The sequence below is a fragment of the Pseudovibrio sp. FO-BEG1 genome (assembly GCF_000236645.1).
In the GTDB taxonomy this organism is placed as follows: Bacteria; Pseudomonadota; Alphaproteobacteria; order Rhizobiales; family Stappiaceae; genus Pseudovibrio.
This window is the reverse complement of record NC_016642.1, coordinates 2,327,899-2,339,721: the sequence shown is the minus strand read 5'-3', so window position 1 is coordinate 2,339,721 and position 11,823 is coordinate 2,327,899. Positions and strand designations below refer to the sequence as shown.

Genomic DNA, 11,823 nt, shown 5'->3' with positions numbered 1-11,823 from the left:
ATAAATGACTGAAGAAACCATGATCACACTGCCACAGCTTAACAGACCAGCTCCAGATTTTACCGCACCGACAACCGATGGCGTCAAATCATTGAGTGATTACAAAGGGCAATGGTTGATCCTCTTCTCCCATCCAGCTGATTTCACTCCGGTTTGCACCACGGAATTTATAGCCTTCGCCAACGCTGCAGATGACTTTGCAAAACTCAACACAGCCTTGCTGGGTCTCTCCATTGACAGCCACTACTCCCACATCGCATGGGCGCGAAACATCGAAGAGAAGTTTGGCGTGCACGTACCGTTTCCGATCATCGCCGATCTCTCCATGGAAGTCGCTAAGGCCTATGGCATGATCCAGCCGGGCGCTTCCGACACATCAGCTGTCAGAGCAACGTTCATCATCGATCCTGAGGGTGTGTTGCGGGCAATGGTGTATTATCCAATGACCAACGGACGCTCAGTAGATGAGTTCCTGCGTCTGGTAAAAGCGCTGCAAACTTCAGAGGAACACAAGGTCGCCACTCCAGAAAACTGGCAGCCGGGAGATCAGGTTATCGTGCCTCCCCCAGCAACTCTTGAAGAAGCAAAAAATCGCCAGTCCGCCGGCTACGACTATGTAGACTGGTACTTCTCCAAGAAAGACATGGCTGTATAAAGAAGGCAGCACACAGAGAGGTTCAGGCGTTTTATCTGCCTGAACCTTAAGCCAAAATTGCGCCGTACTCAGAGTTCTAGGAAACTCTTCGCCCGCAATCCGCACCACCTTTTGGAGGTGTGTTACCGGTTAAGGCTGCAAGGGGTTGTTTCGCGCCAGATACCAGTACCGTTTCATGCAAATAGCTCTCAATATGTTGAGCCAGTGCATGTTCGCAGCCAATGACGGGGGCAAGTTTGCAGCCAGAAGGTGCGCTCTTCATCATTTCAGCGATATCGTCATGGCCATGCAGACCACCGCTAGCAAACAGCGGAACGACAATCGCATCTTCAGAGAGCGTGAGAACGGCTTTTTCGACAAAGGGTTCCTCAGAGAGGAACGCAACACGCAGGTTTTTATAGCCGTAACGGCTTTCCAGTTGATCCTTGAGTTGAAGTGCACATAGCCGTGATTCCGGCCCTACCGTGGAGCCGTGGGCGACAATCATCACTTCCCGGTCAAGGTCCGGTTTGATCAAGGTACTTTTGCTGTTTGGTGCCAGCGTACTTTGAATGCTTTCGGAAACCAGATCAGGTAGGAAAGGCAATACACCAAGAGGGGGTAACAGCTTGATGTACTGCCCACTTCGGTTCAGATTCTGCCATTCACCTTCTTTCTGTTGTTGGTGGTCCGGGTCCAGCCCCAATCTGCGAGGCAGGACAGTTTTGCAGAAGTAGCCGTTACTTAAGAGGAGAGGTAGCACGAGCACATGCTCGTGCGGGAGGATTTCGACCACTTCCTGCAGCGGTGGGGTCCCTTTCATCACCCCACTCACCACATCCAGTTCGGGCAGTAAGGGCGCCAGAGCATTCTTCAGGCGCACGTGGCCTGGTGTATTGTCGGCGCCCTTGCCGCCCAAATCGCCATGAGCAGCAAGAACAAGTGCCAGATCGCTAGTGACTTGTACCAGCGGAGAAGGTGATCTTGTTCCAGACATTGTACTTTCCAGATGGCTTGCTCATTGGAATACGCTTCACTTCTTCAAGCGTCTTCGCGTCGTAGATGATGATCATGCCGTCATTCTCCCAGATGGAGAGAATGGCGTGGCTGCCATCACGGTCAAACTCAATATGAGCAGCGGTTTTACCCGGGAGCGGTTTCAGCGTCTTTACGATCTCGAGCGTTTCTTTATCGATCACGTACATCTGATCCTTGTTTGGACCAAAGAACACGTCCGCCCAAGCGTACTTGGAATTTTCGTGGGATCGCATGAAGAAGCCCGGTCCAGCCGTATCGAGTGTCTTCAATACGGACCAGTTGGACATATCGATCACAGAAATCTTGCTCTCACGCAGGTGCGGGGTCACCATCACTGGCTTACCTTCCCACTCCCAACTGATGCCGGAGCCCAGATGCGGGAAGCCTGGCAGGTCGATCTTGGCGATGGTGGAACCTTCATCCATATCAACCACGACACCACTCTTACCATCACGGGAAGACCCCATCAGGTGCTTGTAGGACTGGTCGAAGAAGAAGTCGTCCATCGGCGCATCAACTTGGATACGACGCAGAGCGAACAGACCTTCTGAAGTTGGTTTCGCACCATCCTTGCCGTAGTTCTCGGAGTCCACGTAAGCATTGAACTCAGGATCTGCGTTTGGATTGGTTGAGACTTCCCAAACCTCAGGTGTATCCTTCATAGCGACAACAAAGCTGTCACGTTCAGGAGCCTGATAAACCGCGGAAACGCGAGTGGTTTCACCGCCTAGTGACTCTGCATCAAAGATCTTTTCAACGGACAGGTCTTCAGCAGACAGCATCACTAATGAGTGCGGCAGGTAGTTTGCCAGCGCGATGTGCTTACCATCGCGTGAAAGCGCAATGTTACGGGAGTTGATGCCGCCACGCACTTCGCCAACCACTTTCAGCGCCCACATATCGTACTTCGTGATCCAACCATCTCGGGACATGAAGTACACGTAGTGACCGTCCGGTGTGAACTTAGGACCGCCATGCAGCGCAAACTGGGTTTTGAAGCGTGTCAGCGGCTCGAATGTATCGCCATCCATGACAGTGGCGTAGTGATCGCCGGTTTCCACCACCACGAACAAGTTAAGCGGATCGGACTCGTAGACTGGCTTTTCAACGGGCTTGTAGTCCTCGTTGAAGATCCGTGTCTCCATGATCTCCTTCTCACCCCAAACCGGCATTGCGCCGAGCGGGGTTTTGATCATGTTCACCAGATCCGCGATCTGCTGATCGTTCAGCTGATCACCAAACGCAGGCATCTGGGTGTGAACGCGGCCTTCCTTAATGGTAGACGCCGCAGCACTTGCACGCAGACGCTTCAGGCTTTCCGGCAACAGTGCCGGGCCAATGCCGCCGAGGCGGTCACCGCCGTGGCATTCCGCACAGAGTTCCTGATAGGTGCCTTTGGTGGCATCGGAAACCGGATAAAGTTCCAGTTTTTTACCGCGCGCTTCAGCAGCACCTGCCAGCATGCAGGTTGCCAATAAAACACCGGCGAGTTTAGGCATAAACGTGTTTGGCTTCATGACGAGCTCCCCGGAATGGTGTTGTTTCAACGCGCTGGTGGTTTGTATCTTCCAGACCGATCTCTTCATCCGTCAGGTAACAGGATGGATCTTCCGCCCAAGGATCGCCGGTCAGCTGCAGCGCTCTTACACGCGTATTGCCGTTACAGATGTTGAAGTACTGGCAAGAACCACAGCGGCCTTTGATCTGACGCGGTGTCTGCTTCAGCCCCGCCATCACAGGATCGGATACATCCTGCCAGATCTCGGAGAACTTGCGCTCTTTCACGTTGCCGATGGTGTAGTGCCACCAGAAGCTGTCCGGATGCACCTTGCCGGTGTTGTCGATGTTGCCGATGTTTACACCAGAAGCGTTGCCACCCCAGCGCTCAAGCATATCTTTCAGATAGCCAGCTTTCTCCGGCATATTCTCACGCACCCATTGCAACAGGAAGATGCCATCCGCATCGTTGTTGCCGGTCACGTACTCTTTGGAGCTTCCAGCCAGCACATCTTCCCAAGCCTTTTCAATCAGGCGGGTCATGGCTTTGCGGGTCACGTTCAGGTGCGCATCTTCACCACGGTTCTTGTTACCACGGCCTGCGTACACCAGGTGAGACAGGTAGATCTTGTCTACTTCCTCACGATCGCACAGCTCCAGATAGTCATCCAGAATGTCAGCGTTGTCTTCTGTCAGCGTAAAGCGCAGGCCAACTTTCACGTTTTCCTCACGCAGGTGACGAACAGCCTGCAAGGACAGGTCAAACGCGCCATCCATGCCGCGGAAGTCATCATGCACCTTGCCGATGCCATCCAGCGAAATGCCAACGTAGTCGTAACCGATGGTGCCGATCTTGCGCGCCATCTCTTTGTCGATGAGCGTGCCGTTGGTGGACAGGGCGGTATAGAAGCCGAGCTGCTTGGCATGTGCCGACAGCTCCAGCATATCCGGGCGCATAAGCGGCTCACCACCAGAGAAGATGATGACCGGTACGCGGAAGCCTTTCAGGTCATCAATAACCTCATAGGCCTGCTCTGTTGAAAGCTCGCCGGGAAAATCTACATCGCCTGAGGTTGTGTAACAGTGCTTGCACTTCAGGTTACAACGGCGGATCAGGTTCCAGATTACGACCGGTCCAGCAGGTTTACGCGCTGGTGGAAGTGGATACGGATCCGCTAGAGCTTTGAGATAATGGGTCAGACGAAACACGCGGGCTCTCCCCTCTGCGACGAAGTCTAAGTCCTGTTTTTTTCAGGGTTTTTGTCGAAAACAGGACGTCATGTCCCTTGCATGATGAACCCACGAGAGCCTCTATTTCCTTGACTAAAGTCAGACACTCTTCGCGAGTTTTTCCGTGCACCATGGCGAACACATTGTAAGGCCATGTGGGCATCCATCTGGGGCGCTGATAACAGTGGGAAACGAAGTCAAGCGCGCCCATAATTTGGCCAATACGCTCAACATCTTCATCAACGATATTCCAGACGGACATTCCATTTGCACGCATGCCCAGGGCGCGATGATTTGGCACAGCTGCGATACGACGAATTGCACCGTTTTCTTTCATGGATGCAACGCGTTCCAGCACCAGCTCTTCACTAACGCCAAGCTGGCTCGCAATCTGCGCATAAGGCTCGGAGACCAGCGGCAACCCTTCTTGCAGCGCTGCGACCAAAGCACGATCAAATTCAGAGAATTCTTCAAAATTATGCGTGCTCATGCCGGGACCTTAAACTCAATGAAAAACTCGCGTTCTTTCGGGAACAGCCGAACAGGAATACCTGTCAGCTCCTCAATGCGTTTCCCGCAAGTCTCAATTTCTTCAGGGGTTTCCGTGGCCAGAACGAACCACATGTTCAGTTCGTGATCACGGGCATAGTTGTGCGCCACCTCGCTCAGCGAGTTCACCTGCTCGGTCACCTCATCGTAGCGCTCTTCTGGCACAGCCATCGCGCACAGACAGAACGCACCGCCCATCTGGGCAATATCGAACATGGGACCGAAACGGGTCAGGATGCGCGTCTCAAGCAGCCATTGCAGGCGCTTCAGGAGCACGTCTTCCTCTATGCCCAGCTCTTCGGCGACGGCCGCGTACGGCTCGGAGACGACCGGGAGGCCATCCTGCAGACGATTGATCAGCTTGCGATCCAGATCATCCAGATGCACCCGCGCCGGTTCATTCAAATGAGCAATATCTGAGCTCATGCGCTTACTCCAGCGTTGTAGGCAAGACGGGCACCACGCTGTTTAAAGCACTTGGTGGAGAACAGCACGTCGCTGCTCATCACATGCTGCGTGGCCATGGTGGAAAGCCGATTGATGACCTCAAGCGCCTCTTCTCGGCTGTTTGCGTGGGTCATGGTGTAAAGGTTGTATGGCCAGAGCGGCATCTCTCTGTTGCGCTGATAGCAAAGACTCACCATCGGATCGGCAGAGAACATGGCACCGACATCATCGATGTGCTCATCGCGCACGTTCCAGACAGACATGGCATTGGCCTTGTAACCAATGGAGCGATGGCGCACGACAACGCCGAAGCGGCGAATAATGCCAGCATCCTGCAGTATCTTGAGGCGCTCCAGAACGGATGTTTCCGAACGACCCAGCTTCAACGCAATGCGCAAGAACGGGCGGTCTGAAAGCGGAATGCCGTCAGAAAGTTTTTCCAGCAGACCGATGTCACCCGGCTCCAGCACTGACATGTCGACAGGTGGCAGCACCGGGGTTTTCTTTTCCAACCGCTTCTCTGTCAGAGAAAATCCCAGATCCAGGTGGAAAGCCTTTTCCATCCGAAAAGCGTGAACCACGAGATTGGTGGTCCGTTCTATACGGTCAAGTGTAGCCTCCAGGGTCGCCCGGTCTCGTTCAACAACCACGAACCAGATGTTCAGGTCATTTTCACGCAGGTAGTTATGGTTGACCCCCGGCTCATCATTGATGATCTGTGCCGCGGTTTCCACAAAGTGTGGAGGCGCAGAAACCGCAGCCAGACAACTCGCGCTGACTGTGTTCGGAGCCAGCACAGCACCAATGCGCGAGATAACGCCATTTGCCACCAACCGTTCGTAACTGCTGATCGCATCCAGGGCGTCCACCCCGGTTTCCCGGGCTATGAGATTGAATGGCTTTGGAACAAGTGGGAAATTATGCTGCCACTTGTCCACCAGTACGAGATCAATATCACTCAGCTGTGCGCTCATATCGCAAACTCCCCAATCGCTCGGGCGGCCACCGCCGCCCTGGGAAAGCCGGGACTTAAAGCCCCAGCTGGTGTGCACGTGAAGTAAAGAAGATGCCGCTTGGTTTTTCCGCTGGCAGAACCTCTTTCAGGGAGAAATCCGTTGTGTCGTAGACGTGGATCTCGTTTTTGTCGCGAACGGACATCCAGACTTCCTCGCCGCGCGGAGTGAACTCCATGTGCAGCACGCCCGGTCCTGGCTTCAGGGTCTTGATGATCTTGCGGTCCATAATGTCGATCACCTGAATGGTGTCGTTATGTGGGGGCGCAAAGTTAACCCAGATCTGGCGACCGTCAGGGCGCGCCATCGCGAACACTGGCTGGCCATGCACGGCGACACGGTCCACTTCGGTGAACTCACGTTCATCCATGAACAGCACTTCGTGGCGGCCAATTGCTGGCAGTGCAAACATGCCGTTGGCTTTCGCCCAACCTTCAAGGTGAGGCATCTTGTAGACTGGCAGAGGCTCTTCACCCTTGCCGTAACCGTCCATGATGCGCTCTACTTTCAGCGGCTCTTTCCAAAGGTCCACATGAGCCAGACCATCTTCGCCAAACAGGCCAACGATGTAGTGGCGGCCATCACCGGTCACCAGCGCATCATATGGGAAGACGCCGATATCGGTGAGTTTGGTAACTTCAGGCTTCAGGCCCTTGGAGTAATCAAGAATCCAAGTTTGCTCACCATCCCAAAGGGAGAACGCAAAGCGACGGCCCGGGAGGTCCACAAGACCGATGGTCTTGGACTGGTTGCCTTCTTCGTCGTAGATCGCAGGCACTTCGGAGACGAGCTCCAGAGTTTCTGCGTCAAACACGTTCACACCACCTGGCTTGTAGTTGGCAACAGCGATCAGTTTGCCATCATCGGAGATTGCTCCACCGATGGAGTTACCAGCCTGCATGACGCGACCTACGAGCTTGCCAGTGAGCATGTCCACTTTGGACAGGCCACCATCACGACCAAACACAAAGGCATAACGCTCATCACGGGAATACACGACGGAGGCGTGCGAGAGGTTGCCCAGCCCTTCCACCTGCGCCAGCACAGTACGGTCTGTGCTTTCAACAATCAGGGCTGTTCCTGTGGCTCGTTCGATGATCAGACCCAGGTCGCCCGTGGCGCGCAGGTCGTCAGAACTGGCTGCAGAAGCAAATAAAAGACCCGCACCTAAAGCTGCGGCAGCAAATAACGTCTTCACTTGAATGCTCCTGTTTTCAGACCTTCAGCAATGAAGGCTGCTTCAGTTTCGTTGAGGAAGCCGCGCCATGGAGGCATCGCCGTTCCCGGCAATCCACCAAGGATCACTTCCTGAATGACATCAGCGTCCATATGTTCCAGATTTTCCGGAAGGATTGGCCCGCCCAGACCGCCTTCAAGCGTCAGACCGTGGCAGGACCCGCAGTCCTGCTGCACAAAGTCTGTCAGCTTTTCGCGATCGATGATCTTGAGAGCCTCTTCATCGGCGAGAGCTCCAACTGGCACTCCAGTCAGTAACGGAAGCGCCAGCAACCCGGCCTTCAGAAAAGAACGCAGCGGGTTTTGCGCCATCCGCTCTGTCCTAGCCATTGATTACCTCCAGATGAGGTCTTTTCTCACCCCAGTTTCCTTCACTGCCGGTGATTTCTGGCAGTTCCAGAGTTTCTTTCAGACCCACAACATCACCAATCATGAACAGGGTTGGTGCTGGCAGCTTGGCTTCTTTGGCCAACTCACCAATTGTGGTGAGTGTGCCAAACACTTTCTGTTCTTCCGACGTGGTGCCCTTGGAGATCGCGACCGCTGGCATTTCCGCTGGCATGCCATGCTCCACCAGCTTGGTGGAGATTTCCGCAATCGCGGCCAGGCCCATGTAGATCACAAGGGTGGTGTTAGGGTCCGCAAGGCTGGCCCAATCCAGATCGAGGGGTACATCTCTCTGGCAATGCCCGGTTACATAACGCAGCCCCGTTGCTAGACCGCGATGCGTGAGTGGCAGGTTGAGGCTTGAGGCACAGCCTTGCGCAGCTGTGATACCCGGTACGACTTCATATTCGACACCGGCTGTGACCAGTTCAGCAGCTTCTTCGCTGCCGCGGCCAAAAATAAATGGATCTCCGCCTTTCAAGCGCACAACGCGCTTACCTTCTTTGGCGAGATCAACAAGCAACTGGTTGATTTCTTCTTGAGGAATTGGATGGCTCTTCGGCTTCTTCCCAACTGGGTAAAGCGCGGTCTTAGGAGGAACCAGATCCATAATTTCTTGAGAAACCAGACGATCATAAACAACAACTTCAGCGTCTTGAATACGCTTCAGAGCTTTCACTGTGAGGAGGTCCGGATCACCCGGTCCTGCGCCGATCAGACTGACCTTACCAATGCCTCTCATAACTCATTCCTCAAATCGAAACTGGCGAAAATAGAGGAGCAACGGGAGCTCCCCTGGTGATCTGGAGTGTTGCCGAACCGATGTCTTTTAAGGTGTTGGAGACATAGAACATGCCCGAAGGAGTAATCAGGCGTTCGTCTTTGATGACACTTATAGAATTCAGATTATGGCCATCAATCGCTGCGCACTTCTTGTGAGCACCTACAGCAACGGCGTTGGCTGCGCATTGCTGCGCGGCGTTAGCCGAAAAACGGAGAATTGATTTAAACGACACCATAAACTCCAATGCTGACGAACCTTACCCGGCATCGTTATGTAAGCTCGCCCTTTCGTCTCTCACATTGACCATCGTCAAGTTATTGTGAGGCACTCGTAAGAGGTGTTTTTTACTATATATATCAATAGGTTGATGTGTGTAGAAATTTCACAGAACTGCAACCAGATGTGGTGATATTCTAGGCAAATTGACATAGGTCACGCTTGGGTAAGAAATACGTAGACTTCCCACAACAAATAATCATTCTAAATCCGAGAAAGAGATTCTGATTCAGGTATTTACTTCTCAGCAACGGCAAGTTGCCCCCTTCAGAAAGCTGCACGGAGTGCGCGTTTGGGGTTTTAACGTAACACCCGTTGGAAACGAGCAAATACCCTAACGTTACTTTAACCGCGATACGAAGCAGAGATTCCACCTCTCCTCCATCCTCAGTAGGTTTAAAGCAAAACCACAACAAGCACCCAAGTGCTGCCCGACCTGAGGAGCCGCTACATGAGTGAGGCGAAGCCCTTTTCCTTCCTGAGCCCTATCAAAAACCCACCAGCTTATGTAATGGACCCTGACAAGAAGCACCTGGAAGTTACGCTGGATGTGGAATACGACACCAACAATGTTTTCAGCTTCGAAAAGCCTCACAACGTTCCTACCCATACACGGGTCTTCACAAGCGACATCACCAAGGAAGCAGGCAACACGCTCACTGGTCCGACGATCGAAGTGCGTCCCGGCTCCAAGCTGCAGATCCACACGCACAACAAACTGCCTGAGCAGGATCAAACCGAGCCGGACGACATCAACTTCCCTTACGGCTTCAACAACTACAACATCCACACCCATGGCCTGCATGTGACGCCTGAGTCCCCCGGCGATAACGTTTGCATGACCATTCGCCCCGGCGAGGAGTACCACTACGAGTACGACATTCCCGCAGACCATCCACCCGGCGTCTACTGGTACCACCCACACAAACACGGCTCTGTAGCCCTTCAGGTAGGTAGCGGGATGGCGGGGATGATCATCGTGCGTGGTCCGTTTGATGATCAGCTGAAAGAGATGGGCGTGAAGGAATACTGCATGGTGTTCCAGAACATCGCCGTTGATGCGGAAGGCAAGGTAGAAGACCAGAAGCAGGTCGCCAAGTTCCCCAACAGCGAATACAACATCACCGTCAACAGCCAGTACTGCCCGATCATCAAGGTGAAACCGGGCGAGCTGATCAACCTGCGCCTGCTGAATGCGACAACGCGATCTTCCATCAACTTCGAGTGTCCGTTCTTCGCGCAGATGTTCATCTACGGCTATGACGGCAACCCTACAGAGAATTATCGCAGGCAGGGTGGTGTGAGCCTCGCTCCGGCCAATCGCGCGTCTGTGCTGCTTAAAATCAGCGAGGGGGCCACTCCGGGCGCCTTCTATTACGTGCAGAACAACTCGGTCGAGTACCAGTTCATTCCGCACTACAAGTACCACAACAACCCACCTCTCTTCGCGATTGAGGTGGAACGTGGTGAGGAGATTGGTGCGGCGATCTACATGCCAACCGAAACCGCCGAACGCACAACACCGCCTCCGTTCCCAGAGAGCCTGCGCGGAGGACTGCTTGAGCCGATCCGTCCGGAAGAGGTAACCAATAAACGCACACTCACGTTCCAGGCCAACACGCTGGATAATCCCGAGAAGTACTATCGAGGGGTGAACGTGACCATCGACCATGGCCAGTTTGGCGGCTGTGAAGTGGTGAACCATTGGGTTGAGCTGGACGCCGTGGAAGAATGGACGCTGGAGAACGAAAGCGAGTTTCCGCATCCAATCCATATCCATGTGAACCCCATGTATGTCTATGAGATTGAAGGCGATGACCCTCTCGATTACACGCTGGAACTCCCCTTCTGGGCTGATACCATTCAGGTTCCACCTCACGGGCATGTAAAATTCCGCATGCGGTTCAAAGACTTCGTCGGAAAATATCCGTTACACTGTCACCTGCTCTATCACGAAGATGGCGGCATGATGCAGCATGTGAAGGTTGTTCGTGATCTGAAAGAAAAAGACGACTGGAACAACAATCAGTAGCGGATCAAAGAGCCGAAAAGACCAGATGATTGACATTGACGGCATCAGCCCAAGCAACGAGCGGAAGCCAAAAGGAATGCGCAGCTTTTCATTAAGCCACTTTCTGCTTTCCAGCCCCGTCGGCTATGGGATGATGCTTGTCTTTCAGCTGATTGCTGTCTCGCTGATTACGCGGCCTGACACGTTCCATGTTTTTGAAGTTGCGTTCATTCTCAGCATATTCTTCGTTGGCATGGTCAGCCTGCAACGAACAGTTCTGCCCGACTATCTCTTCACTTACTTCTGGAGTGGATTTGTCTATGGCGGGTTTGGCATGATCGTCGGCCACCAGATCGACCTCTCCATTGACCATGACGTTGCCATGCAGCAGATGAACAGCCTTGCGCTTGCAGCGGTTTATCTGAACTGGATGACCCTCATCATGGTGTTCGCCTGCATTGTCACCTGCTTTTTTGCTGACCATTGTAAAGGCCATGCGGGGACGAAAAGCGCGAAGGTACTCATCCATATCTTCGCAATTTCCATGATGATGTTCGGCGTTTACGTAGGCCATGCGCTTAACCTGATGCTGCACAAGAACACGTTTGACCGGTTCTATCTGCAAGTGCTCTCCATGAGCCTCTTCTTCACCATAGGCTACTACTGCGCGATCAAATGCCATGATCTGTTGCGCGACAGAAAGAAGGCCTGAGCGGCCTCC

Annotated in this window: 13 protein-coding genes; 3 read left to right on the top strand and 10 right to left on the bottom strand. The window is 53.4% G+C overall.

Features of this window, described 5'->3' with window-relative positions:
• Nucleotides 1–4 precede the first annotated feature (4 nt).
• The gene (locus PSE_RS10760) at nt 5–655 is read left to right on the top strand and encodes a peroxiredoxin (RefSeq protein ID WP_014284877.1); all 651 of its coding nucleotides are present in this window, start codon (nt 5–7) and stop codon (nt 653–655) included.
• Nucleotides 656–731: 76 nt separating this feature from the next.
• Here PSE_RS10760 and PSE_RS10755 read toward each other — a convergent pair whose 3' ends face one another.
• The 10 genes from PSE_RS10755 to PSE_RS10710 are packed head-to-tail and all read right to left on the bottom strand — an operon-like array spanning nt 732 to nt 9,050.
• Nucleotides 732–1,631 carry a CbiX/SirB N-terminal domain-containing protein gene (locus tag PSE_RS10755; RefSeq protein ID WP_208998147.1) on the bottom strand — a complete coding sequence of 300 codons (900 nt, stop codon included), beginning with the start codon at nt 1,629–1,631 and terminating at the stop codon, nt 732–734.
• The gene (locus PSE_RS10750; protein ID WP_244421373.1) at nt 1,588–3,189 is read right to left on the bottom strand and encodes a nitrite reductase; all 1,602 of its coding nucleotides are present in this window, start codon (nt 3,187–3,189) and stop codon (nt 1,588–1,590) included. Before PSE_RS10750 ends, PSE_RS10755 begins: the two co-directional genes overlap by 44 nt.
• A complete protein-coding gene (nirJ, locus tag PSE_RS10745; RefSeq protein ID WP_014284874.1) occupies nt 3,164–4,378 on the bottom strand; it encodes a heme d1 biosynthesis radical SAM protein NirJ in 1,215 nt (404 codons plus the stop codon). The genes PSE_RS10750 and nirJ overlap by 26 nt, the downstream gene beginning before the upstream one ends.
• On the bottom strand, nt 4,314–4,889 hold the full coding sequence (locus tag PSE_RS10740) for an AsnC family transcriptional regulator (RefSeq protein ID WP_008548901.1): 576 nt from the start codon (nt 4,887–4,889) through the stop codon (nt 4,314–4,316). The genes nirJ and PSE_RS10740 overlap by 65 nt, the downstream gene beginning before the upstream one ends.
• The gene (locus PSE_RS10735) at nt 4,886–5,374 is read right to left on the bottom strand and encodes an Lrp/AsnC family transcriptional regulator (RefSeq protein ID WP_014284873.1); all 489 of its coding nucleotides are present in this window, start codon (nt 5,372–5,374) and stop codon (nt 4,886–4,888) included. The genes PSE_RS10740 and PSE_RS10735 overlap by 4 nt, the downstream gene beginning before the upstream one ends.
• Nucleotides 5,371–6,369, bottom strand: a complete 999-nt coding sequence (locus tag PSE_RS10730) for a transcriptional regulator (RefSeq protein ID WP_041768315.1) — start codon at nt 6,367–6,369, stop codon at nt 5,371–5,373. The genes PSE_RS10735 and PSE_RS10730 overlap by 4 nt, the downstream gene beginning before the upstream one ends.
• Nucleotides 6,370–6,424: 55 nt before the next feature.
• On the bottom strand, nt 6,425–7,606 hold the full coding sequence (locus PSE_RS10725; protein WP_014284871.1) for a cytochrome D1 domain-containing protein: 1,182 nt from the start codon (nt 7,604–7,606) through the stop codon (nt 6,425–6,427).
• Complete coding sequence (locus tag PSE_RS10720) at nt 7,603–7,974, bottom strand: cytochrome c (RefSeq protein WP_008549007.1); 372 nt, start codon at nt 7,972–7,974, stop codon at nt 7,603–7,605. Before PSE_RS10720 ends, PSE_RS10725 begins: the two co-directional genes overlap by 4 nt.
• Nucleotides 7,967–8,773, bottom strand: a complete 807-nt coding sequence (gene cobA, locus PSE_RS10715; protein WP_014284869.1) for a uroporphyrinogen-III C-methyltransferase — start codon at nt 8,771–8,773, stop codon at nt 7,967–7,969. The genes PSE_RS10720 and cobA overlap by 8 nt, the downstream gene beginning before the upstream one ends.
• A gap of 10 nt (nt 8,774–8,783) precedes the next feature.
• Nucleotides 8,784–9,050: a hypothetical protein gene (locus tag PSE_RS10710; RefSeq protein WP_014284868.1), complete on the bottom strand. Its 267-nt coding sequence runs from the start codon at nt 9,048–9,050 to the stop codon at nt 8,784–8,786.
• Nucleotides 9,051–9,542: 492 nt separating this feature from the next.
• On the opposite strand from PSE_RS10710, the gene PSE_RS10705 reads away from it, so the two are divergent.
• Both PSE_RS10705 and PSE_RS10700 read left to right on the top strand, forming a co-directional pair.
• Nucleotides 9,543–11,123 carry a multicopper oxidase family protein gene (locus PSE_RS10705; RefSeq protein WP_008549006.1) on the top strand — a complete coding sequence of 527 codons (1,581 nt, stop codon included), beginning with the start codon at nt 9,543–9,545 and terminating at the stop codon, nt 11,121–11,123.
• A gap of 25 nt (nt 11,124–11,148) precedes the next feature.
• On the top strand, nt 11,149–11,814 hold the full coding sequence (locus tag PSE_RS10700) for a hypothetical protein (RefSeq protein WP_014284865.1): 666 nt from the start codon (nt 11,149–11,151) through the stop codon (nt 11,812–11,814).
• The last annotated feature ends 9 nt before the right edge of the window (nt 11,815–11,823 follow it).